This is a genomic window from Streptomyces sp. NPDC020965, assembly GCF_044333555.1.
Lineage (GTDB): Bacteria > Actinomycetota > Actinomycetes > Streptomycetales > Streptomycetaceae > Streptomyces.
Genome location: NZ_JBIRRE010000002.1, coordinates 269,361 through 291,779 on the forward strand (window position 1 = coordinate 269,361; position 22,419 = coordinate 291,779).

The window sequence follows — 22,419 nt, forward strand, 5'->3', positions numbered from 1 at the left end:
ACGGGGCGCGGGCGCATCAGGCCCCGTACCGCACGCCGGTCCCCGTGCCCCGCTCGCATCGGGCGCTCCGTGTGTCGGCCGGTCGTTGCGCGTAATGATCTCCGCCAATGGGCACACTTGGTGGATTCGTCTTTTCGGATGGCCTGACGTAGACTGATGCGTCGGCTCTCGTGTACCCGTGTGTCCGCATACGGCGTACGAGAATCGATCAAGGTAGCCGATTCGAAGGGCGAAGCGTGGCCAAGAAGCAAGGTGCCATCGAAATCGAGGGCACCGTGATCGAGTCCCTCCCGAACGCGATGTTCAAGGTGGAGCTTCAGAACGGTCACAAGGTCCTCGCGCACATCTCCGGCAAGATGCGGATGCACTACATCCGTATCCTTCCGGACGACCGGGTCGTGGTGGAGCTGTCTCCGTACGACCTGACGCGTGGACGGATCGTCTACCGCTACAAGTAGATCTTGTCGCGCCCTCTCATCGGGGCGTTGGCACTGACCCGGAGAACCTCACACCCATGAAGGTCAAGCCGAGCGTCAAGAAGATCTGCGACAAGTGCAAGGTGATCCGCCGTCACGGCCGGGTCATGGTCATCTGCGACAACCTGCGCCACAAGCAGCGCCAGGGCTGACGCACGACCTGCACCTCGTAGTTCTTCGCGCGACGCAAGCAAACGTACATACGCAGAGCCCGCCCAGCCCGTAGGCAAGGGCCGGCGACACCTCCGGCGGGGGCCGGAGACCCGGTCGTACCACTCCATGCACTGGAGTCGGCGGTCGGGATTGGTTCTGCGGAAGACCCCCGAACACACAGGAGCCATTGAATGGCACGCGTTTCCGGTGTCGACATCCCGCGTGAAAAGCGTGTGGAGATCGCACTCACCTACGTCTTCGGTATCGGGCGCACCCGGTCCAAGGAGATCCTGGACTCGACCGGTGTGAACCCGAACACCCGCGTTCGTGACCTGGCCGAAGAGGACCTCGTCAAGATCCGCGAGTACGTGGACGCCAACCTCCGCACCGAGGGTGACCTCCGCCGTGAGGTCCAGGCCGACATCCGCCGCAAGGTCGAGATCGGCTGCTACCAGGGTCTGCGGCACCGCCGTGGCCTGCCGGTCCACGGTCAGCGCACCAGCACGAACGCCCGCACCCGCAAGGGCCCGCGTCGCGCCATCGCCGGTAAGAAGAAGCCGGGCAAGAAGTAGTCCTCAGCGGACGCTGCGGAAATCGGGGGGCGACCCCCGTGCCCCCGCACAGCCAAGCGGTCTTCGCTGTAGGACCGACCACCTCCCGTAGGAGATTTAGATGCCCCCCAAGGGTCGTCAGGGCGCTGCCAAGAAGGTGCGCCGCAAGGAAAAGAAGAACGTCGCTCACGGCCACGCGCACATCAAGAGCACGTTCAACAACACGATCGTCTCGATCACGGACCCCGCGGGCAACGTGATCTCCTGGGCCTCCGCCGGCCACGTCGGCTTCAAGGGCTCGCGCAAGTCCACCCCCTTCGCCGCGCAGATGGCCGCTGAGTCGGCCGCCCGTCGCGCGCAGGAGCACGGCATGCGCAAGGTTGACGTCTTCGTCAAGGGTCCCGGCTCCGGCCGTGAGACCGCGATCCGTTCGCTCCAGGCCACTGGCCTGGAGGTCGGCTCGATCCAGGACGTCACCCCCACGCCGCACAACGGCTGCCGTCCGCCCAAGCGTCGCCGCGTCTGACGCAGGCACGCAGTAGGCGTCGAGCGTCGTCACTCCGGTGGCGGTCGCTTGAATGAGTGTTCGGGCGGTACAGCTCCATTCGGGGCGTACCGCCCGTACCCTTGTAAGACATCTGTCGGGCGTCAAATAGCGGGCGCCCCCGACTGAAGGATTTTTCGCATGTTGATCGCTCAGCGTCCCTCGCTGACCGAAGAGGTCGTCGACGAGTACCGCTCGCGGTTCGTGATCGAGCCGCTGGAGCCGGGCTTCGGCTACACCCTCGGCAACTCGCTCCGCCGTACCCTCCTCTCCTCGATTCCGGGTGCGGCCGTCACGTCCATCCGTATCGACGGCGTCCTGCACGAGTTCACCACCGTGCCGGGTGTCAAGGAGGACGTCACCGACCTGATCCTCAACATCAAGCAGCTCGTCGTCTCCAGCGAGCACGACGAGCCGGTCGTGATGTACCTGCGCAAGCAGGGCCCCGGCCTGGTGACCGCCGCCGACATCGCGCCCCCGGCCGGTGTCGAGGTGCACAACCCGGACCTCGTCCTCGCCACGCTCAACGGCAAGGGCAAGCTGGAGATGGAGCTGACCGTCGAGCGCGGTCGCGGCTACGTCTCCGCCGTGCAGAACAAGCAGGTCGGCCAGGAGATCGGCCGTATCCCGGTCGACTCCATCTACTCGCCGGTGCTCAAGGTCACGTACAAGGTCGAGGCGACCCGTGTCGAGCAGCGCACCGACTTCGACAAGCTGATCGTCGACGTCGAGACCAAGCAGGCGATGCGTCCCCGTGACGCCATGGCCTCCGCCGGTAAGACCCTGGTCGAGCTGTTCGGTCTCGCGCGCGAGCTGAACATCGACGCCGAGGGCATCGACATGGGTCCGTCCCCGACGGACGCCGCGCTCGCCGCCGATCTGGCGCTGCCGATCGAGGAGCTGGAGCTGACGGTCCGCTCCTACAACTGCCTCAAGCGTGAGGGCATCCACTCCGTGGGCGAGCTCGTCGCCCGCTCCGAGGCGGACCTCCTCGACATCCGCAACTTCGGCGCCAAGTCGATCGACGAGGTCAAGGCGAAGCTGGCCGGCATGGGCCTGGCGCTCAAGGACAGCCCGCCCGGATTCGACCCGACGGCCGCGGCGGACGCGTTCGGCGCGGACGATGACGCGGACGCGGGCTTCGTGGAGACCGAGCAGTACTGAGGCGCCTTCGGCGGGGGTGCGGGTGGTCTCGGCTCTGAGCTGAGGTTTCCGGCCTGCTCCCGCCGTGGGGGTTGAGGTTCTGTCCTCAATCGCCGGACGGGCTGATTCAGCTCGGGCGGGCTGAGGGGTTGTCCTCAATCGCCGGACGGGCTGGATTTAGCTCGGGCGGGTTGGTTTGGCTCGCACGGGCTGGATTGGCTCGGACCGGGTTGGAGTCGGCTCGGGCGGGCTGATTTCAGCTCGCACGGGCTGGATTTAGCTCGGGCGGGTTGGGGTTGCGGACGGGCCGGTTCTGGGCCGTACGCTGGATTGACTTTCCTCGGGCAGCCGCCCGAGGGGAACTGACACCGGTACCTGGTACGGCCGGTGCAGCACACAAGGAGAAACACCATGCCGAAGCCCGCCAAGGGTGCCCGTCTGGGCGGCAGCGCTGCGCACGAGCGTCTGCTCCTCGCGAACCTCGCGAAGCAGCTCTTCGAGCACGGCCGGATCAAGACGACCGAGGCCAAGGCCCGTCGCCTGCGTCCGGTCGCCGAGCGCCTGATCACCAAGGCGAAGAGGGGCGACATCCACAACCGTCGCCTGGTTCTTCAGACGATCACGGACAAGAGCATCGTGCACACGCTGTTCACCGAGATCGCTCCGCGGTACGCCGAGCGCCCGGGTGGCTACACCCGTATCACCAAGGTGGGCAACCGCCGCGGTGACAACGCTCGTATGGCCGTGATCGAGCTGGTCGAGGGCGAGATCGCCAAGAAGGCCACCGTCGCCGAGGCCGAGGCCGCCGCCAAGCGCGCGGTCAAGGAAGACGCCCTCAAGAAGGAGGACGCGCCCGCCGAGGACGCGCCCGCCGCCGAGGTCGTCGAGGACGCCAAGCCGGAGTCCAAGGACGCCTGAGCGTTCTGACGCCAGAACGGGCCCGCTTCCCCCTGGGGAGCGGGCCCGTTCCGTTTTGAGAGGATCTCTCGCGTGAGCGATGAGGTGGAGCCCGGCTTCGTCCGGGTGCGGCTGGATCTGTCGTACGACGGCAAGGACTTCTCCGGCTGGGCCAAGCAGGCCGGTGGGCGGCGCACCGTCCAGGGGGAGATCGAGGACGCGCTGCGGACGGTGACGCGGTCCTCCCGGACGTATGAGCTGACCGTCGCCGGGCGGACCGACGCCGGTGTGCACGCGCGCGGACAGGTGGCCCATGTGGACCTGCCGGACGCCCTGTGGACCGAGCACCGGGAGAAGCTGCTGAAGCGGCTCGCGGGGCGGCTCGGGCGCGATGTGCGGATCTGGCGGGTGGCCGAGGCGCCCGCGGGGTTCAACGCGCGGTTCTCGGCGGTCTGGCGGCGGTACGCCTACCGGGTGACCGATCACCCCGGTGGGGTCGATCCGCTGCTGCGGGGCCATGTGCTCTGGCACGACTGGCCGCTGGACGTGGACGCCATGAACGCCGCGGCCGAACGGCTGCTGGGCGAGCACGACTTCGCCGCGTACTGCAAGAAGAGGGAGGGTGCCACGACCATCAGGACGCTCCAGCGGCTGTCCTGGGAGCGGGACGCGGCCGGTGTCATCACCGGGACCGTGCGGGCGGACGCCTTCTGCCACAACATGGTGCGTTCGCTGGTCGGCGCGCTGCTGTTCGTCGGCGACGGACACCGGCCGGTGGAGTGGCCCGCGAAGGTGCTCGCGGCGGGCGTCCGCGACTCGGCCGTCCATGTCGTGCGCCCGCACGGGCTCACGCTGGAGGAAGTCGGCTATCCCGCCGACGCGTTGCTGGCCGCGCGGAACCGGGAGGCCCGCAACAGGCGGTCGCTGCCGGGGTCAGTCGATGGGGGCGTCGGCTGCTGCTGACGCCTGGGTCTCACCGCGGCGGACGATCTGACGGAAGGTGAATTCCGCGAGGTCGTCGCCGGTACGGAACGCCTTGGTGTCGCCCTGGGTGACCGAGGTGCCCCCGGTGTGGCCGGTGGCGGTGAAGTAGGCGTAGCGGCCGTAGGAGTTGGCGGTGAAGCGGCAGACGGGTCCGCCCTTGCAGAAGGTGGGCACGCCCGCGCCGGCGAGCGGGACGACGCTGCCGTCCGCCTGGGCGACCGCGCGCTTCGCCTCCCGCTCCAGGCCGAAGACGGCGACGCCGACCGTGACCGCGATGCCGTCCTTGCGGTAGGTGGCGCGGAAGACCTGGTCGCAGCCGTTGCGTCGGAGGACCGGGCCGAGCCCGCCCTGGACGGCGGATGAGCAGGTGTCGGTACGGGCGGTCGCGCCCTTCGCGTAGACGCGGCCGCCCATCGTCAGCTTCTTGCCGGGGAAGAGGGTGTCGGCGCTGAGCGGCGCGGTGTCCTTCCGTTCGCTGGAGATGAAGTCCTTCGGGTTCGGCGGGGGTGGCGGGGCGACCGACGAGAAGGACGGTTCGGGCCCGGACCCCCCGTCGGGCGGGCCGGGCAACTGGCTGGAACCGGTCGGTGACGTTCGGTCTCTTCGGTTGTCGGCCGAGGTGACGATGGCGGTCGCCACGATGCCGGCGACGGCGACCGTCGCGAGCGCGCCGCCCCCGATGATCAGCCGGCGCCTGCGGCGGGTGCGGGCCGCGGAGGCGTCGGCGAGCGCGGCCCAGTCCGGGGTTCCGGTGCCCGGGGCGGTCTGCGGGGCGCCGAAGGGATCCGGGTTCCCCTGCCGGGAGTTGTACGGATCCTGCCCCTGTCCGCCGGACCCCCACTGAGGTCCCCCCTGACCAAAGCTCATGCCGCGCATCCTAAACCGGTTGGGTGAGGCGGGGGTCGGCCGTCATCATCGAAGGATGGGACATCTCGAAGCAGCACATCTGGAGTACTACCTGCCCGACGGGCGGGTGCTGCTCGGCGACGTCTCGTTCCGGGTGGGTGAGGGTGCGGTCGTCGCCCTGGTGGGGGCCAACGGCGCGGGCAAGACGACGCTGCTGAAGCTGATCGCCGGAGAGCTACAGCCGCACGGCGGCTCGGTGGCGGTCAGTGGCGGGCTCGGGGTGATGAGCCAGTTCATCGGTTCGGTACGGGACGAGCGGACCGTACGGGATCTGCTGGTGTCACTGGCCCAGCCCCGGCTGCGGGATGCCGCGCGGGCCGTGGACGAGGCCGAGCACCTGATCATGACCGTGGACGACGAGGCCGCGCAGATGCGGTACGCGCAGGCGCTGAGCGACTGGTCGGAGGCGCGCGGTTACGAGGCGGAGACGCTCTGGGACATGTGCACGATGGCCGCACTGGGCGTTCCGTACGAGACGGCGCAATGGCGTGAGCTGCGCACCCTGTCCGGCGGTGAGCAGAAGCGGCTGGCGCTGGAGGCACTGTTGCGCGGCCCGGACGAGGTGCTGCTGCTGGACGAGCCGGACAACTATCTGGACGTGCCGGGCAAGCGGTGGCTGGAGGAGCGGCTCAAGGAGACCCGTAAGACGGTGCTCTTTGTCTCCCACGACCGGGAGCTGCTGGCGCGGGCGGCCGAGAAGATCGTCAGTGCGGAGCCGAGCCCGGCCGGGTCGGACGTCTGGGTGCACGGTGCCGGATTCGACACGTACCACGCGGCGCGCGCGGAGCGTTTCGAGCGCTTCGAGGAGTTGCGGCGGCGGTGGGACGAGAAGCGGGCCCAGCTCAAGCGGCTGGTGCTGGACATGCAGCAGTACGCGTCACGGAGCGATGAGATGGCCTCGCGCTACCAGGCGGCGAAGACCCGACTGCGGAAGTTCGACGAGGTGGGGCCGCCCCCGGAGCCGCCCCGTAAGCAGGAGATCCGGATGCGGCTGCGCGGCGGCCGGACCGGGTTGCGGGCGGTGACCTGTGTGGGGCTGGAGCTGACCGGGCTGATGAAACCGTTCGATCTGGAGGTCTTCTACGGGGAGCGGGTCGCGGTCCTCGGGTCGAACGGCTCGGGCAAGTCGCACTTCCTGCGGCTGCTGGCCGGTGACACGTCGGTGGCGCACACGGGGGAGTGGCGGCTCGGTGCGCGGGTGGTGCCCGGCCATTTCGCGCAGACGCACGCCCACCCGGAGCTGGAGGGGCGGACGCTCGTCGACATCCTGTGGACGGAGCACGCCAAGGACCGGGGCGGTGCGATGTCGGTGCTGCGCCGGTACGAGATGGAGCGGCAGGGGGACCAGGCATTCGACCGGCTGTCGGGCGGGCAGCAGGCGCGGTTCCAGATTCTGCTGCTGGAGCTGCGGGGGACGACGGCGCTCCTGCTGGACGAGCCGACGGACAACCTGGACCTGGAGTCGGCGGAGGCCCTACAGGAGGGGCTTGAGGCGTACGAGGGGACGGTGCTCGCGGTGACGCACGACCGGTGGTTCGCCCGTACGTTCGACCGCTATCTGATCTTCGGCGCGGACGGGGTGGTCCGGGAGTCCGCGGGGCCGGTGTGGGACGAGGGACGGGTGCAGCGAGTGCGATAGATCACTTTCTGCGTCCCCGGTCGCCTCGGGTGCCGTCTTCGGGTGACCGGTGCCCTCCGGTGGGGGCGCCGGTGCGGGGCTGTGGGCGCCCCCGGGGTGCTCCGGGTGGGATTCTCGGGGGCGGGGCCATCGGGGGACTCTCCGGGGCGCTGGGGGCTTCCAGGGGCCCCGGTCGGCGTCAGGGGGTGCCGTCCGGGACCCTCAGGGGTGGTGGGAGCGGCGACGTTTTGACCCTTCCGGCCGTGCGCGGGTAAGCTGCTGCTTCGTTATGCGTATTGGCTTGCTCTATCTCACGTGAGGGGCCCTTACGCCGGTCCACCGGGCCGATGAACCAGCGACAGGCACACGGGTTGCGTCCCCGGCGTGCCGTCATGGCTGTTGTAATCGTCCGGGTGGCCTTGTCAGGACCCGCTCCTCGGGCCTTCGGGCCCAGGGAGTCCCACTCACTGAAGAAGCGAAGGCTACGACCGTGCGTACGTACAGCCCCAAGCCCGGCGATGTGACGCGCCAGTGGCACATCATCGACGCGCAGGACATCGTCCTGGGCCGTCTGGCGACAACGGCAGCGAACCTCCTCCGGGGCAAGCACAAGCCGACCTATGCCCCGCACATGGACATGGGTGACTTCGTCATCATCATCAACGCCGACAAGGTTCACCTTTCCGGCAACAAGAAGACCCAGAAGATGGCGTACCGCCACTCCGGTTACCCGGGCGGTCTGCGCTCCGTGCGTTACGACGAGCTGCTGGCCAAGAACCCCGAGAAGGCCGTCGAGAAGGCCATCAAGGGCATGATCCCGAAGAACACCCTGGGCCGTCAGATGATCTCGAAGCTGAAGGTCTACGCGGGTGAGAACCACCCGCACGCTGCGCAGCAGCCGGTCCCGTTCGAGATCACCCAGGTCGCGCAGTAGTTCCGGCCATCCCCTAAGACGAAAAGAAATCTGAGGAATATCGTGGCCGAGACCACCGCTGAGACCCCCGTCGAGGGCGAAGAGACCTACGCCGAGGTCACCACCTTCGAGTCGGAGGTGCCCGTCGAGGGCGAGTACACCTCCGAGTCCCTCGCGTCCCGCTTTGGCGACCCGCAGCCGGCCGCCGGCCTGGGCCGTCGCAAGAACGCCATCGCCCGCGTCCGGATCGTTCCGGGCACCGGCAAGTGGAAGATCAACGGTCGCACCCTTGAGGACTACTTCCCCAACAAGGTGCACCAGCAGGAAGTCAACGAGCCCTTCAAGGTGCTCGAGCTCGACGACCGCTACGACGTGGTCGCCCGTATCTCGGGTGGCGGCGTCTCCGGCCAGGCCGGCGCGCTGCGCCTCGGTGTGGCCCGTGCGCTGAACGAGGCGGACGTGGACAACAACCGCGCCCCGCTGAAGAAGGCTGGCTTCCTGAAGCGCGACGACCGTGCGGTCGAGCGCAAGAAGGCCGGTCTGAAGAAGGCCCGTAAGGCCCCGCAGTACAGCAAGCGCTAAATCGCCTGCTCGGCCCGGATCGTACGTACGCCCCGGCGGCACCTCTGTGCTGCCGGGGCGTACGTCTTTCCCGCGCCCCGCGTGCGTCGCGGTGTCCTGTCGCGGTGTCTTCGGGGGCGCCGAGTGCCGCCGGGGGGCGCGTTGCGCGTCCGCGGTACGACCCTCGGGCGTAGAACGGGCATGAGCGGTTCATAGGCTTGCGTTTTCGGAGCATCACCGAGCAAATTTCGGAGGACAGCTGTGGGACGACTCTTCGGCACGGACGGCGTGCGCGGTGTAGCCAACGCGGACCTGACGGCAGAGCTGGCGCTCGGCCTCTCGGTCGCTGCGGCGCATGTGCTCGCCGAGGCGGGGACCTTTGAGGGGCATCGGCCCACCGCCGTGGTCGGGCGCGATCCCCGCGCGTCGGGAGAGTTCCTGGAGGCCGCCGTCGTGGCGGGCCTCGCGAGTGCCGGGGTGGACGTGCTGCGCGTCGGCGTGCTGCCCACCCCCGCCGTCGCCCATCTCACCGGTGTGCTCGGCGCCGATCTCGGGGTGATGCTCTCCGCCAGCCACAACGCCATGCCGGACAACGGCATCAAGTTCTTCGCGCGCGGTGGGCACAAGCTCGCCGACGAGCTGGAGGACCGCATCGAGACGGTCTACGAGCAGCACCGGACCGGCGCCCCCTGGGAGCGGCCGACCGGGGCGGGCGTGGGCCGGGTCACCGACTACAACGAGGGCTTCGACACCTACATCGCGCACCTCATCGCCGTACTGCCGAACCGGCTCGACGGGCTGAGGATCGTCCTGGACGAGGCGCACGGCGCGGCGGCCCGGGTCTCCCCGGAGGCGTTCGCGCGGGCCGGGGCCGAGGTCATCACCCTCGGCGCGGCGCCCGACGGACTCAACATCAACGACGGCTGCGGATCGACCCACCTGGGACAGCTCAAGGCCGCCGTCGTGGAGCACGGCGCGGACTTCGGCATCGCCCACGACGGTGACGCCGACCGCTGCCTCGCCGTCGACGGGACGGGCGCGGAGGTCGACGGGGACCAGATCCTCGCGGTCCTCGCCCTCGCCATGCGCGAGGCGGGCACGCTGCGCGGGAACGCCGTGGTCGCCACCGTCATGTCCAACCTCGGCTTCAAGCTCGCCATGGAGCGGGAGGGCCTGGAGCTGGTGCAGACCGCCGTCGGCGACCGGTACGTCCTGGAGTCGATGAAGGAGCACGGGTACGCGCTCGGCGGCGAGCAGTCCGGGCACGTGATCGTGCTCGACCACGCGACCACCGGCGACGGCACCCTCACCGGCCTGATGCTGGCGGCCCGGGTGGCCGCGACCGGTCGCTCCCTCGCGGAGCTGGCCGCCGTGATGGACCGGCTGCCGCAGGTACTGATCAATGTGCCCGACGTCGACAAGGCGCGGGTGCGCACATCGGCCGAGCTGGCGAACGCGGTCACCGAGGCGGAGCGCGAGCTGGGGGCGACCGGCCGGGTGCTGCTGCGCCCGTCGGGGACCGAGCCGCTGGTACGCGTGATGGTGGAGGCCGCCGACATCGAGCAGGCGCGGGCGGTGGCCGAGCGGCTGGCGGACGTGGTGAAGTCGGCCCTGGGGTGAGTCGGGGGTGAGCCCGGGGGCCGCGCGGGATCGCGCGGGGGATGGCCCCCGTACTCCGTCCTCTTCCCGATGATCCGACCGTGTGACGCGTGTGACCGCGTCGTCCGACTGCGGCCGGGCCGGGCCCGCTATGAGCGACCGGTTGATGCCCGACGGGACCAGAGGAGCCGCTGGACCAGGAGGGTCGCCGAGCCCGCCAGGACGATGGCCAGCAGATTCAGCAGGAGCTGTTCCGTCGACCCCCACGCCTGGCGGTACTGCTGGAAGCTGAACGCCACCGCCGCGTTCGCCGCGGCCGGCACCGTGGTGACCGAGATCGCCACCCCCACCATCGCCCCCGAGCGGGCCGAGGTCAGGGAGAGCATCCCCGCCACGCCCGCCAGCACAGCGACCACGAACGAGAACCAGTCCGGGCGGTAGATGAAGCCCGTGTTGGGCCGGTCGGCCTGGAGCTGGTCGACGGTGAACAGATCCAGCAGGGCCATGACGGCGCTGAAGCCCACGGTGATCACTATCGCGGCGGCGAACCCCACGATCAGCGCCAGGAACGAGCGCCAGGCCAGCCGGGACGAGCGGCGCACCAGCCCCGTACAGACGCCGGCGAGCGGGCCGAACTCCGGACCCACCGCCATGGCGCCCACGATCAGGATCGCGTTGTCCAGCACCACGCCGCACGCCGCGATCATCGTCGCCAGGGTCAGGAACGCGATGTAGGTGACGGAGAGGGTCGACTCCTCGTGGGTGGCGTCGGCGAGCTGCTCCCACAGCACCGCGTCCGCGCCCTCGCCCGGGGCGTCCTGCTCGGCCTTGGTGGCGCGGGTGGAGAGCGACAGATCGATGTTCTCGACGGCGATGGAGCCGCAGTCGTCGATGCCCAGCGCCCGCAGTCCGCTGATCAGCTCGTCGCCGGCCTCGCGCGCCACGTCGCACATCACCAGATCGCCCTGCGGATCGCGGGCCGCGCCCGGGACGACCGCCACATGGGCGGTGCCGACGGTGCTCTGGACGAGATCGACCACCTCGGCGGTGCGGTCGGCCGGGGTGATCAGACGCAGATGCAGCACGCCGGGGTCTCCTCGGAGCGTCGAAGTGGTCGAAGTGGTCGGATGACGCGCGGGGTGTTCTCAGGGGCGGGTCAGAGCTTGCGCAAGGACAGGCGCTGGACCTTGTGGTCCGGGCCCTTGCGGAGCACCAGGGTGGCACGGCCCCGGGTGGGAGCCACGTTCTCCAGCAGGTTCGGCTTGTTGATGGTGCGCCAGGTCGTACGGGCGTACTCCATGGCCTCCGCCTCGGAGACCTGGGTGTACTTGCGGAAGTACGAGAACGGGTCCCGGAACGCCGTGGCGCGGAGCTGGCGGAACCGGTCGAGGTACCAGCGCTCGATGTCCTCCGGCCGGGCGTCCACATAGACGGAGAAGTCGAAGTAGTCGGCGAGTCCCACCCGGGTCCGGCCGTCCTTGCCGGGCAGCGCGGGCTGGAGGACGTTGAGGCCCTCCACGATCAGGATGTCCGGGCGGCGGACCGTGAGGCGCTCGCCGGGGAGGATGTCGTAGATCAGATGGGAGTAGACGGGTGCGGTCACCTCGTCCTTGCCCGCCTTGATGTCGGCGACGAAACGGGTCAGGGCGCGCCGGTCGTAGGACTCGGGGAAACCCTTCCGTGACATCAGGCCGCGGTCCAGCAGCTCCTTCATCGGCAGCAGGAAGCCGTCGGTGGTGACCAGCTCGACGCGGGGGTGCTCCGGCCAGCGGGCCAGCAGTGCCTGGAGCAGCCGGGCGACGGTGGACTTGCCCACGGCGACCGAGCCGGCGACCCCTATGACGAAGGGCGTGCCGCGCTGGGCGCCCTGGCCGCGCCCCGCGTCCCCGAGGAAGGTGTTGAGCGCGCCGCGCAGCTCGGCGGTGGCCTGGACATACAGATTGAGCAGCCGGGAGAGCGGCAGATAGACGTCCCGTACCTCGTCCAGGTCGATGACGTCCCCGAGTCCGCGCAGCCGTTCGACCTCGTCGGCGGTGAGGGGGAGCGGGGTCTTGTCCCGCAGCGCCTTCCACTCCGCGCGGGTGAGATCGACGTACGGGGTCGACGCGTGGTCGGCGCGGCGCTGGGCGCCGCGGTGCGCGCTCTGGTCCGCGCCATGGGGGGCGCCGTGGGGCGAGCTCTGTGCGGGCGAAGAGATCACCTTCACATTGTCGGGGGTGTGCGGCTGTTCCGGGTGGTGTGCTCGGTCACGCGACGGTACGCCCTTAGGCTGCCGACATGTGTGGAATCGTGGGATATGTCGGCGGACAGTCGGCGCTTGAAGTGGTCATCGCGGGCCTACGTCGGCTGGAGTACCGCGGCTATGACTCGGCCGGTGTCGCCGTCCTCGCCGACGGCGGTCTCGCCGCCGCGAAGAAGTCCGGCAAGCTCATCAATCTGGAGAAGGAGCTGAAGGAGCGTCCACTGCCCAGTGGCGCCACCGGCATCGGGCACACCCGGTGGGCGACCCACGGCGGGCCCACCGACGCCAACGCCCATCCGCACCTCGACAACGCGGGCCGGGTCGCCGTCGTCCACAACGGGATCATCGAGAACTTCGCCGTGCTCCGGGCCGAGCTGGCGGGGCGGGGGCACGATCTGGCGTCCGAGACCGACACGGAGGTCGTCGGGCACCTGCTGGCCGAGGCGTTCTCGTCCTGCGGGGACCTCGCGGAATCGATGCGGCAGGTGTGCCGGCGGCTGGAGGGCGCGTTCACGCTGGTGGCCGTGCACGCGGACGAGCCGGATGTGGTGGTGGGCGCACGGCGGAACTCGCCCTTGGTGGTGGGCGTTGGAGAGGGAGAGTCCTTCCTCGCGTCGGACGTGGCCGCGTTCATCGCCCATACGCGGTCCGCGATCGAGCTGGGGCAGGACCAGGTGGTGGAGCTGCGTCGGGGCGGTGTGACCGTCACCGGTTTCGACGGCGCTCCGGGGGACGTGCGGGCGTACCACGTGGACTGGGACGCCTCGGCCGCGGAAAAGGGGGGTTATGACTACTTCATGCTCAAGGAGATCGCCGAGCAGCCCAAGGCCGTGGCCGATACCCTCCTCGGCCGGATCGACAGCGCGGGGTCGCTGACCCTCGACGAGGTGCGCATTCCGGTCTCCGTGCTGCGGGAGGCCACCAAGGTCGTCATCGTCGCCTGCGGTACCGCCTTCCACGCCGGACTGATCGCGAAGTACGCCATCGAGCACTGGACCCGGATTCCGTGTGAGGTGGAGCTGGCCAGCGAGTTCCGGTACCGGGATCCGATCCTGGACCAGCGCACGCTGGTCATCGCGATCTCGCAGTCGGGCGAGACCATGGACACCCTGATGGCGCTGCGGCACGCGCGGGAGCAGGGTGCGCGGGTGCTGGCCGTCTGCAACACCAACGGGTCGACCATTCCCCGTGAGTCGGACGCGGTGCTCTACACGCACGCGGGTCCGGAGGTCGCGGTCGCGTCCACCAAGGCGTTTCTGACCCAGTTGGTGGCCTGCTACCTGCTCGCCCTCTATCTGGGGCAGGTGCGCGGCACCAAGTGGGGTGACGAGATCCAGGACGTCATCCGGGACCTGGCGAAGATCTCGGGCGAGGTCGAGCAGGTGCTGGAGACCATGGAGCCGGTGCGGGCACTGGCGCGTTCGCTCGCGGGGAAGAACACCGTGCTCTTCCTCGGGCGGCACGTCGGCTATCCGGTGGCGCTGGAGGGCGCGCTGAAGCTCAAGGAGTTGGCGTATATGCATGCGGAGGGCTTCGCGGCGGGGGAGTTGAAGCACGGTCCGATCGCGCTGATCGAGGAGGACATGCCGGTGGTGGTCGTGGTGCCGTCGCCACGCGGGCGCTCGGTGCTCTACGACAAGATCGTCTCCAATATTCAGGAGATCCGGGCGCGGGGGGCGCGGACGATCGTGATTGCGGAGGAGGGGGACGAGGCGGTCGTGCCGTACGCGGACCATTTGATCCGGATCCCGGTCACGCCGACGCTGTTGCAGCCGCTGGTGGCGACGGTGCCGTTGCAGGTGTTCGCGTGCGAGTTGGCGACGGCGCGTGGCAATGAGGTCGATCAGCCGCGCAATCTCGCCAAGTCGGTGACCGTGGAGTGATGTGTGCCGTGACGCGTGCCGAGACTCGTGCCGAGACTCGTGGAGTGGCGCGTGGGGTGGGTGATCAGTGGTGGGCGGCCTGTGGTGGGGTGGTGGCGAGCCGCTTGCGGTGTCATGTGGCGGTGGGCGGCGCAGTGGAGCGCTGTGCGTGCTGGTGAGTGATCGAGTGATGGGTGGAGCGACCAGGTGATCGGAGGAGTGACCGGGTGATCATTGGGGTGGGGATCGACGTCGCCGAGATCGACCGGTTCGCGGCGTCGCTGCGGCGGACGCCGGGGCTGGCCCGACGGCTCTTTCTGGAGCGCGAGTTGCTGCTGCCCAGCGGGGAGCGGCGCGGCTCCGCCTCGCTGGCGGCGCGCTTCGCGGCGAAGGAGGCCGTGGCGAAGGCGCTCGGCGCGCCCGGCGGACTGCACTGGACGGACGCCGAGGTGTACGTGGAGGAGAGCGGCCGGCCACGGCTGCGGGTGCGGGGGACCGTCGCGGCGCGGGCCGAGGCGCTCGGGGTGCAGTCGTGGCATATCTCGCTGAGCCATGACGCGGGGGTGGCGTCGGCGGTGGTGATCGCGGAGGGGTAGCCGAGGCGGGCGGTGGCTGGGCGGGCGTGGGCCCCGGTCCGGATATGAGGCACGGCCCCCTCCCGGCCGATGAGCGGGAGGGGACCGTGCCGGTCTGTCGGGCGCTGAGGTGTCCGCAGCGCGTTGTGTCATGTCCGGGTGTCAAGAACCGGACCTGAGCCCGGAGTCGGACTTGAGCCCGGAGTCGGACTTGAGCCCGGAGCCGGACCTGAGCCCGGAGCTGGACTTGAGCCCGGAGTCGGACTTGAGCGCGGAGCCGGACCTGAGCCCGGAACTGGACTTGAGCCCGGGCCCGTCACGTTCTGCATCTGCGCCGGGTGAACAGCGCCGCCGTGCCCAGGGCCGTCAGCGCCCCCGCCGCGATCGCGAGGGGCAGCACCGCCGATCCGGTGGCGGCGAGACCGCCGCCCCCGCTCTCGCCGCTGCCGGAGCCGTCGCCGGATGTAGTGCCCCCGGCCGTACCGCCGCCGACCGTCCCGGCTCCGCCCGCGGTGTCCCCACCCGCCGTATGACCGCCTGCCGTGCCTCCGCCCGCGGTGCCGCCGCCGGATGCGGAACCGCCACCGGACGTGCTGCCGCCGCCGGGGTCCGGGCCGGGGCCACCCGTACCGCCCCCGGTGGCGCCGCCGCTCCCGGACGGGTCGGGCACCGGGGTGACCGTCAGTTCGGCGGCCTTCGAGCGGGTGCTGCCGACCGGGTTGGTGAAGACCGCCCGGTAGCGGTTGCCGCTGTGCTCCGCGGTCGCCCTGAAGCCGAGTGTCCTCCCCGTCGCGCCCGCGATCGGCTGCCAGGTGGTGCCCGCGTCGGTGCTCACCTCCCAGCCGGCCCCCGGTGCGGGATCCGCCGTGGCCGAGGCCCTGAACTCCGCCCGCCGCCCGGCCTGGACGGACACCTTCTTCGGCCCGGTGGTGACCGTCGGCGAGACCAGCCGCCGGGTCTGGACGACCTTCCCCGACGCCACCGTGAACAGGGTGTGCGTCCGGCCGTCGAGCGTCAGTTCCTCCGGCCCGTCACCGGTCTCCAGCGTCCCGATGACCTTGTTCTTCACCGGGTCCACCGCGGCGACCGTGCCCGCCGTGGTCTGCGCCGCGTAGAGCGTGCGGCTCCCGGAGTCGTACGCCAGGGCCCTCGGGTTGGCCCCCACGGTCAGCGTGCCGGAGACCTTGTTGGCCCTGAGGTCGATGGTGAAGACCGTGCCGGCCGCCAGGTTGGCGACATAGCCCGTACGGGACTTCGGGTCGGTGCCGGGGTCGACCGTCACGCCCATGCTGCCCAGCGCGGTGCTGCCCAGGTCGAGGCTGCGGACGAGCCGGCCGGTGGCGCCGTCGACGGCGTTGAGGACATTGCGGAAGACGATGCCGCCCCCGGGCAGCGGAACGCCGCCGACATAGGTGGCGTAGCCGGTGTGCGTGGTGGTGTCGACGGCGAGCCCGGCCGGCAGGAAGGGCAGGACGACGGGTGCGCCGACGGGCTTCCAGGTGCGGGTGTCGTACACGGTGACCGACTTGCCCTCCTGGTTGGCCAGGTAGAGCCGGTCCGCGCCCGGGTCGACGGCGAGCAGCTTGATGTTGCCCGTCGCCTGCGGTGCCCGGTTGTCGGTGAGCGCGCCGGTCCTGGTGTTGTACGTGGCGACGCGGTCGCTGAGTCCGAGGTGCAGCGCGTACGAGTCGGGGTCGAGGGCCATGACGCCCGCAGCGGACGGCAGTTCGACGGGTGTGCCGACGACGTTCCCGGTGGCGGTGGAGTAGGTGGTGAGCCGTGCCGTGGTGCCGTCGTGGCTGCTGACGTAGAGGCGTCCCCGCGCCGGGTCCACCTCGGCGTCCAGCGCGCCGCCGGGGGGCGTGATCCTGCGTATCTCGTCGTGGCGGACCGTGCCCGGGGGCACCTCGGGACCGGGCGGGCCGCCGCCGCTGCCGAAGGTGATCGGGACGATGACGTCCTGTTCGCGGTCGCCCGAGTGGGTGTGGTCGGCGCGGGTGACGACGGCGCACGCCAGCCGGGTGCAGTCGGCGCCGCTGTCCTTGACCTTGAGGGTCAGTTCGAAGGTGAAGCCGCCCTTGCCGTCGCTCTGTCGGACGAAGGGTTTGACCAGGTCCTTGGCGTAGTCCGGCGGGTTGTCGGAGATCCAGTACGAGGATCCCGAGGTCCCGGACATATCGGTGCCGCCGAGGCAGGGGCTGGGTGCCTGGCCGGGTTTCGGCAGGACGCAGACGGCGAGGTAGACGCCCTTGTCGCGGGCGTAGCCCGAGCCGGTCACGGTGACCTTCTGGCCGCGGGGGTCGATGTTCCGGGTGTCGGAGACGGTGAGCTTCTGCCCGGTGGGGCCGGTGGCCTCGCCGGGGTCGGCCGCGCGCGCCGGGCTCGCGGCGGTGAGTCCCGCCACGAGCAGCAGCGCGGCGGCGGCGCCCGCGGGGATCCGCCGTCCTCGCCGGTGGCTTCCGATGCTGTTCGGCATGGTTTAGGAGAACGTCACCGGTACATAGACGTCGTACTTGCGGTCGTTGGTGTCGAAGTGGTCGGCGCGGGTGAGGATCGCGCAGGTGACACCGGACTGACCGCAGGTGACCGACGCGGAGATCTGCGCCTTCACATGGATGGAGACGGAGAAGCCGCCCCGGCCGTTGGCGACGGTGTAGGGCGAGGAGTTGTTGGGCGACATCCACCACCAGTCCTTGTTGACCCAGTGGGAGGCGCCGGTGGTGCCGGCCTGGTCCTGGCCGCCGAGGCACGGGGTCGGCTTGCTGTTCCAGGTGGTCTGGTCCTTGACGTCGACACCGGCGGGTATCGCGCAGAGGCCGACGTAGACGCCCTGCGCGGGGTTGTAGCCGGTGCCCTTGACGGTGACGTTGGTGCCGGCCGCGGGTGCGGTGCCCGGCGCGGTCAGCGAGAGGGCGTAGACCGTGCCGGAGTCGGTGACCGTCCGGTTCACCGTTGCGGCGGATGCGCTGGAGGCGAGGCCCAGGGTGAGCGCGGCGGCTCCGAGTGCGGCGACGGTGGCGCGGGCGGCGGTGCGGGCGGCAGGGCGCATGGGAAGGACACCTTTCGGAGTGGGACCACGGAGTGTGGCCACGGCAGCCGTGTCACTTAGGTAAGGCAAACCTAAGTTTCACTTGAGGGTTCGTCAACCCTGGGTAGTGCCCCGACTCCGGTCCGGTGCGCCGGATCCGCCGTACGGGGCAAGTGCGCACCGCGCGCGCGTATTTGAGCGCCCGGCTCCCATGAGGCGGCGCGGCGGGCGCTGGGGCAGACTCGATGACATGCGTACCGCTTACCGCGTGGAGACCATCAGGACCGCCGAGGCCGAGCTGACGGCACGGCTCCCCGAGGACGCGCTCATGCGCCACGCCGCCGCCGGACTCGCCGCGGCCTGCGCCGATCTGCTCGGGCGGGTGTACGGGGCGCGGGTCGTCCTCCTCGTCGGCAGCGGCGCCAACGGCGGGGACGCGCTGTACGCGGGCGCCCGGCTCGCGCGCCGGGGCGCCGGGGTCGGCGCCGTACTGCTCGCCCCGGACCGTACGCACCCCGGCGGACTCGCCGCCTTCACCGGCGCGGGCGGGCGGATCGCCGACGATCCGTTCGAGGTGCTGGCCGGGGCCGATCTGGTGCTCGACGGGATCACCGGCATCGGTGGCCGGGGCGGACTGCGACCGGACGCCGTACCGGTCGCCCGCGCCGCGCGCGGCTCCAACGCCGTCGTACTCGCCGTCGATCTGCCCAGCGGAGTCGAGGCTGACAGCGGCGAGGTGCGCGGCGAGGCCCTCCGCGCGGACGCGACCGTCACCTTCGGCACCTACAAACCGGGTCTGCTGATCGACCCGGCGCGCGAGTACGGCGGGACCGTACGCCTGGTGGACATCGGGCTCGAACCCCATCTGCCGTCCGTGCCCGACGTGGAGGCGCTCCAACACGCCGACCTGGCGCTGCTGCTGCCCGAACCCGCCGGCGAGAGCGACAAGTACCGGCGCGGCGTCGTCGGCGTCGTCGCCGGGTCCGCGCGCTACCCCGGCGCGGCGGTGCTCGCCGTGGCGGGCGCGCTGCGCGGCGGCGCGGGGGCGGTCCGGTACGTCGGCCATGCGGCCGACGCGGTGATCGCCCGCTTCCCGGAGACCCTGGTCCACGCCGGGCCGCCCGCGAAGGCGGGCCGGGTGCAGGCGTGGGTCGTCGGCCCCGGCCTGGGCGACGACACCGACGCCGTGGGCGAGGTCCTCGCATCCGACGTCCCGGTCCTGGTCGACGCGGACGGACTGCGACCGCTGACCCCGGATGCGGTACGGGGCCGGCGCGCGCCGACCCTGCTCACGCCGCACGCCGGGGAGGCGGCGGCGCTGCTCGGCGTCGCGCGCGACGAGGTGGAGTCGGCGCGGCTGGCGTCCGTACGGGAACTCGCGATGCGGTACGGGGCGACGGCCCTGCTCAAGGGCTCGACGACGCTGGTCGCCGCGCCGGACGCGAACGTCCCCGTACGGGTGAATCCGATGGGCACGCCGTGGCTGGCGACGGCGGGCAGCGGGGATGTCCTCTCCGGACTCGCGGGCTCCCTGCTGGCGGCCGGTCTGGAGGCGCGGGACGCGGGCTCGGTGGCGGCCTATCTCCATGGCCTCGCGGCTCGGCACGCGGCGGTGGAGGGGACGCCGATCACGTCGTACGAGGTGGCGGAGGCGTTGGGGCGGGCGTGGCGGGACGTCCGGACGGCGACTGAGAGCTGAGGGGGGGGGGAAGGGCCGTGATCAACCGCACACCCGCCCGTGGGGGAAGCGGGACCCGTCGCCACGGGGCTGTCGCACCCCTCTGAGAGACTGGGCCCGATGACCCAGACACCGCCGCTCATGAGAACCCGGGCCGAGATCGACCTCGCCGCGCTCCGCGCCAATGTGCGCTCCCTGCGTGAGCGTGCCCCCGGCGCCGCCCTCATGGCCGTCGTCAAATCGGATGGTTACGGACACGGCGCGGTGCCCTGCGCGCTCGCGGCCATCGAGGCCGGGGCGACCTGGGTCGGCACGGCCACGCCTCAGGAGGCGCTCGCCCTGCGCGCGGCCGGTGTCCCCGGGCGGATCATGTGCTGGCTGTGGACGCCCGGAGACCCCTGGCGGGAGGGGATCGAGGCCGATCTCGACATGTCGGTGAGCGGTCTGTGGGCCCTCGCCGAGGTCACCGCCGCCGCTCGCGCCCTGGGCCGCCCGGCCCGTATCCAGCTCAAGGCCGACACCGGCCTCGGGCGCAACGGCTGCCAGCCCACCGACTGGCCCCAGTTGGTCTTCGCCGCCCTCGCCGCCCAGGCCGAGGGGGCCGTGCAGATCACCGGGATCTGGTCCCACTTCGCCTGCGCCGACGAGCCGGGGCACCCCTCGATCGCCGCCCAGCTCGCCGTCTTCCGCGAGATGCTCGCCCACGCCGAGAAGGCGGGCGTCGAGCCCGAGGTCCGGCACATGGCCAACTCCCCGGCCACCCTCACGCTCCCCGAGGCCCACTTCGACCTCGTACGGACCGGCGTAGCGATGTACGGCATCTCGCCCGCTCCCGAGCTGGGCACGTCCGACGAGTTGGGGCTGCGGCCCGTGATGACGCTCGCCGCCTCCGTGGCCCTCGTCAAGCACGTCCCGGCGGGCCACGGCGTCAGCTACGGACACCACTACGTCACCGACGCGGAGACGACCCTGGGACTGATCCCCGTCGGCTACGGCGACGGCATTCCGCGCCATGCGTCGGGCCGGGGCCCGGTCCTGGTCGGCGGCGAGTGGCGGCGCGCCGCCGGGCGGATCGCGATGGACCAGTTCGTGGTGGATCTCGGTGGGCAGGAGATCCAGGAGGGCGCCGAAGCCCTGCTCTTCGGCCCCGGCACCCGGGGCGAGCCCAACGCCGAGGACTGGGCGCGGGCGGCGGGCACGATCGCGTACGAGATCGTCACCCGCATCGGCTCACGGGTGCCGCGTGTCTACCTGAACGAGCGGGCTGAGCAGGCCGAGCAGGCCGACGCGCGGAATTCGTCGAGCTGACCCGACCTGACCGCGCCGGGGCGTACGGGCCGGTCGTACGGGCCGCGATCCCGGCCGGCCGCTCCGTACGGGCCGATCACTGAGCTGGACCAGGACTCCGACGACGACGAGGAGCTGCACGGTGAGCGAGACCAGCACGGGGGACGCCGTGACGGCGGTGGCGACCGTCGCGTCGGCGGCCACGGCGGGCAACTGGCGCAAGGCCGGTATCGCCGGTGCCGCGATCGGCGTCATCGCCGCGGGCGCGGCCGCCGGTGTCGCGATCGAGCGGCTCACCGTCGGCCGGGGCATACGGAAGAAGGCCCGGTTGGCGCTGGACGCCTCGGGCCCGTACGGCTCCCTGCGCGGGATGCCCGGCAAGGCCGTCGCCGACGACGGCACCCAGCTCTACTACGAGTCCGACGAACTCGACCCCGAGATCGGCGGCCCGCGCCGCCGCCGGCTCTTCGGCCGCAAGGCCCCCGCGCCGGTCACCGTCGTCTTCAGCCACGGCTACTGCCTCAGCCAGGACTCCTGGCACTTCCAGCGCGCCGCCCTGCGCGGTCTGGTGCGCACCGTGTACTGGGACCAGCGCAGCCACGGCCGCTCCGCCCGCGGCGCCGCGCAGACCGGCCCGGACCGGGTGCCCGTCTCCATTGACCAGCTCGGCCGCGACCTCAGGGCGGTCATCGACGCGGCGGCCCCCGAGGGACCGCTGGTGCTGGTGGGGCACTCGATGGGTGGGATGACGATGATGGCGATGGCTGACCAGTTCCCCGAGACCGTACGGGAACGGGTGGTCGGCATCGCCCTCGTCGGCACATCGAGCGGAAAGCTCGGTGAGGTCAATTACGGCCTGCCGGTCGCGGGCGTCAACGCCGTGCGCCGGGTGCTGCCGGGGGTGCTGCGCGCCCTGGGCTCCCAGACAGAGCTGGTGGAACGCGGCCGGCGGGCCACCGCCGACCTCTTCGCCGGCCTGATCAAGAGGTACTCGTTCTCGTCCAAGGACGTGGACCCGGCGGTCGCCAGGTTCGCCGAGCGGCTGATCGAGAGCACGCCCATCGACGTGGTCGCCGAGTTCTACCCCGCCTTCGACGAACACGACAAGGCCGCCGCGCTCCCGGTCTTCGCCGGGGTGCCGGTGCTGGTGCTCGCCGGGGACAAGGACTTGGTCACCCCGAGTGCCCACAGCGAGGCCATCGCCGATCTGCTGCCGGACGCGGAGCTGGTGATCGTGCCGGACGCCGGGCACCTGGTGATGCTGGAGCATCCGGAGGTCGTCACGGACCGGCTGGCGGATCTGCTCGTCCGGGTCGGCGCGGTACCGGAGACGGCCGACGCGGAGCCGTCGGGCACGGGCTGACACCACCGGTCCGGTGCCGCCGAGGGGGGCCGGTGGGCC

21 protein-coding genes are annotated in these 22,419 nt (G+C 71.0%); 16 read left to right on the forward strand and 5 right to left on the reverse strand.

All coding sequences use genetic code 11. The features are described from left to right. Positions 1-236: 236 nt before the first annotated feature. The 7 genes from infA to truA all read left to right on the forward strand — a co-directional run bounded on the left by infA (position 237) and on the right by truA (position 4,727). Positions 237-458 (forward strand): translation initiation factor IF-1, encoded by a 222-nt coding sequence (gene infA, locus ACH4S7_RS08120; protein WP_003956442.1) that lies wholly within the window; start codon positions 237-239, stop codon positions 456-458. A gap of 56 nt (positions 459-514) precedes the next feature. After that, positions 515-628, forward strand: coding sequence for a 50S ribosomal protein L36 (gene rpmJ / locus ACH4S7_RS08125; protein ID WP_003956441.1), 114 nt, complete (start codon positions 515-517; stop codon positions 626-628). Positions 629-820: 192 nt separating this feature from the next. Beyond that, complete coding sequence (rpsM, locus tag ACH4S7_RS08130) at positions 821-1,201, forward strand: 30S ribosomal protein S13 (protein ID WP_398520275.1); 381 nt, start codon at positions 821-823, stop codon at positions 1,199-1,201. Positions 1,202-1,301: 100 nt separating this feature from the next. Continuing rightward, positions 1,302-1,706, forward strand: a complete 405-nt coding sequence (gene rpsK / locus ACH4S7_RS08135) for a 30S ribosomal protein S11 (protein WP_006376016.1) — start codon at positions 1,302-1,304, stop codon at positions 1,704-1,706. A gap of 159 nt (positions 1,707-1,865) precedes the next feature. Further along, the gene (locus tag ACH4S7_RS08140; protein ID WP_003956430.1) at positions 1,866-2,888 is read left to right on the forward strand and encodes a DNA-directed RNA polymerase subunit alpha; all 1,023 of its coding nucleotides are present in this window, start codon (positions 1,866-1,868) and stop codon (positions 2,886-2,888) included. 390 nt (positions 2,889-3,278) lie between these two features. After that, positions 3,279-3,785: a 50S ribosomal protein L17 gene (gene rplQ, locus ACH4S7_RS08145; RefSeq protein ID WP_398520276.1), complete on the forward strand. Its 507-nt coding sequence runs from the start codon at positions 3,279-3,281 to the stop codon at positions 3,783-3,785. Between the two features lie 72 nt (positions 3,786-3,857). Beyond that, a complete protein-coding gene (gene truA, locus ACH4S7_RS08150) occupies positions 3,858-4,727 on the forward strand; it encodes a tRNA pseudouridine(38-40) synthase TruA (protein ID WP_398520277.1) in 870 nt (289 codons plus the stop codon). Here truA and ACH4S7_RS08155 read toward each other — a convergent pair. Then, complete coding sequence (locus tag ACH4S7_RS08155) at positions 4,698-5,615, reverse strand: hypothetical protein (protein WP_398520278.1); 918 nt, start codon at positions 5,613-5,615, stop codon at positions 4,698-4,700. The genes truA and ACH4S7_RS08155 overlap by 30 nt on opposite strands. Before the next feature lie 55 nt (positions 5,616-5,670). Between ACH4S7_RS08155 and ACH4S7_RS08160 the strand changes: the two genes are divergently transcribed. The 4 genes from ACH4S7_RS08160 to glmM all read left to right on the forward strand — a co-directional run bounded on the left by ACH4S7_RS08160 (position 5,671) and on the right by glmM (position 10,366). Continuing rightward, the gene (locus tag ACH4S7_RS08160) at positions 5,671-7,293 is read left to right on the forward strand and encodes an ABC-F family ATP-binding cassette domain-containing protein (protein WP_398520279.1); all 1,623 of its coding nucleotides are present in this window, start codon (positions 5,671-5,673) and stop codon (positions 7,291-7,293) included. A gap of 469 nt (positions 7,294-7,762) precedes the next feature. Then, positions 7,763-8,206: a 50S ribosomal protein L13 gene (rplM, locus tag ACH4S7_RS08165; protein WP_398520280.1), complete on the forward strand. Its 444-nt coding sequence runs from the start codon at positions 7,763-7,765 to the stop codon at positions 8,204-8,206. A 42-nt stretch (positions 8,207-8,248) separates the two neighbouring features. Further along, the gene (gene rpsI / locus ACH4S7_RS08170) at positions 8,249-8,767 is read left to right on the forward strand and encodes a 30S ribosomal protein S9 (RefSeq protein ID WP_398520281.1); all 519 of its coding nucleotides are present in this window, start codon (positions 8,249-8,251) and stop codon (positions 8,765-8,767) included. A 240-nt stretch (positions 8,768-9,007) separates the two neighbouring features. Further along, positions 9,008-10,366: a phosphoglucosamine mutase gene (gene glmM, locus ACH4S7_RS08175; RefSeq protein WP_398520282.1), complete on the forward strand. Its 1,359-nt coding sequence runs from the start codon at positions 9,008-9,010 to the stop codon at positions 10,364-10,366. A gap of 128 nt (positions 10,367-10,494) precedes the next feature. Here glmM and ACH4S7_RS08180 read toward each other — a convergent pair whose 3' ends face one another. After that, the gene (locus ACH4S7_RS08180) at positions 10,495-11,430 is read right to left on the reverse strand and encodes a DUF389 domain-containing protein (protein WP_398520283.1); all 936 of its coding nucleotides are present in this window, start codon (positions 11,428-11,430) and stop codon (positions 10,495-10,497) included. Positions 11,431-11,501: 71 nt separating this feature from the next. Continuing rightward, entirely contained in the window at positions 11,502-12,545 is a 1,044-nt protein-coding gene (coaA, locus tag ACH4S7_RS08185; RefSeq protein WP_398520284.1) for a type I pantothenate kinase, read from the reverse strand. A gap of 77 nt (positions 12,546-12,622) precedes the next feature. On the opposite strand from coaA, the gene glmS reads away from it, so the two are divergent. Both glmS and ACH4S7_RS08195 read left to right on the forward strand, forming a co-directional pair. Beyond that, complete coding sequence (gene glmS, locus ACH4S7_RS08190; protein WP_398520285.1) at positions 12,623-14,470, forward strand: glutamine--fructose-6-phosphate transaminase (isomerizing); 1,848 nt, start codon at positions 12,623-12,625, stop codon at positions 14,468-14,470. A 206-nt stretch (positions 14,471-14,676) separates the two neighbouring features. Continuing rightward, entirely contained in the window at positions 14,677-15,045 is a 369-nt protein-coding gene (locus ACH4S7_RS08195; protein ID WP_398520286.1) for a holo-ACP synthase, read from the forward strand. Positions 15,046-15,340: 295 nt separating this feature from the next. Here ACH4S7_RS08195 and ACH4S7_RS08200 read toward each other — a convergent pair whose 3' ends face one another. Together ACH4S7_RS08200 and ACH4S7_RS08205 are read right to left on the reverse strand one after the other, a co-directional pair. After that, positions 15,341-17,500, reverse strand: coding sequence for an endoglucanase (locus ACH4S7_RS08200; RefSeq protein ID WP_398520287.1), 2,160 nt, complete (start codon positions 17,498-17,500; stop codon positions 15,341-15,343). A gap of 3 nt (positions 17,501-17,503) precedes the next feature. Continuing rightward, positions 17,504-18,073, reverse strand: coding sequence for a hypothetical protein (locus ACH4S7_RS08205; RefSeq protein ID WP_398520288.1), 570 nt, complete (start codon positions 18,071-18,073; stop codon positions 17,504-17,506). A 229-nt stretch (positions 18,074-18,302) separates the two neighbouring features. Here ACH4S7_RS08205 and ACH4S7_RS08210 point away from each other — a divergent pair, with 229 nt between their 5' ends. From ACH4S7_RS08210 to ACH4S7_RS08220, 3 genes are all read left to right on the forward strand, one after another. Further along, positions 18,303-19,751: an NAD(P)H-hydrate dehydratase gene (locus ACH4S7_RS08210; protein WP_398520289.1), complete on the forward strand. Its 1,449-nt coding sequence runs from the start codon at positions 18,303-18,305 to the stop codon at positions 19,749-19,751. 99 nt (positions 19,752-19,850) lie between these two features. Further along, on the forward strand, positions 19,851-21,038 hold the full coding sequence (gene alr, locus ACH4S7_RS08215; protein WP_398520290.1) for an alanine racemase: 1,188 nt from the start codon (positions 19,851-19,853) through the stop codon (positions 21,036-21,038). A 121-nt stretch (positions 21,039-21,159) separates the two neighbouring features. Beyond that, positions 21,160-22,380, forward strand: coding sequence for an alpha/beta fold hydrolase (locus ACH4S7_RS08220; protein WP_398520291.1), 1,221 nt, complete (start codon positions 21,160-21,162; stop codon positions 22,378-22,380). The last annotated feature ends 39 nt before the right edge of the window (positions 22,381-22,419 follow it).

Bases quoted from the DNA above. Each gene is read 5' to 3' on its own strand.
- rplQ (WP_398520276.1), top strand. From the start codon at position 3,279: ATGCCGAAGCCCGCCAAGGGTGCCCGTCTGGGCGGCAGCGCTGCGCAC.
- ACH4S7_RS08155 (WP_398520278.1), bottom strand. From the start codon at position 5,615: ATGAGCTTTGGTCAGGGGGGACCTCAGTGGGGGTCCGGCGGACAGGGG.
- ACH4S7_RS08210 (WP_398520289.1), top strand. From the start codon at position 18,303: ATGCGTACCGCTTACCGCGTGGAGACCATCAGGACCGCCGAGGCCGAG.
- glmS (WP_398520285.1), top strand. From the start codon at position 12,623: ATGTGTGGAATCGTGGGATATGTCGGCGGACAGTCGGCGCTTGAAGTG.
- rpsM (WP_398520275.1), top strand. From the start codon at position 821: ATGGCACGCGTTTCCGGTGTCGACATCCCGCGTGAAAAGCGTGTGGAG.
- rpmJ (WP_003956441.1), top strand. From the start codon at position 515: ATGAAGGTCAAGCCGAGCGTCAAGAAGATCTGCGACAAGTGCAAGGTG.
- ACH4S7_RS08200 (WP_398520287.1), bottom strand. From the start codon at position 17,500: ATGCCGAACAGCATCGGAAGCCACCGGCGAGGACGGCGGATCCCCGCG.
- ACH4S7_RS08140 (WP_003956430.1), top strand. From the start codon at position 1,866: ATGTTGATCGCTCAGCGTCCCTCGCTGACCGAAGAGGTCGTCGACGAG.
- ACH4S7_RS08160 (WP_398520279.1), top strand. From the start codon at position 5,671: ATGGGACATCTCGAAGCAGCACATCTGGAGTACTACCTGCCCGACGGG.
- rpsK (WP_006376016.1), top strand. From the start codon at position 1,302: ATGCCCCCCAAGGGTCGTCAGGGCGCTGCCAAGAAGGTGCGCCGCAAG.
- alr (WP_398520290.1), top strand. From the start codon at position 19,851: ATGACCCAGACACCGCCGCTCATGAGAACCCGGGCCGAGATCGACCTC.
- ACH4S7_RS08205 (WP_398520288.1), bottom strand. From the start codon at position 18,073: ATGCGCCCTGCCGCCCGCACCGCCGCCCGCGCCACCGTCGCCGCACTC.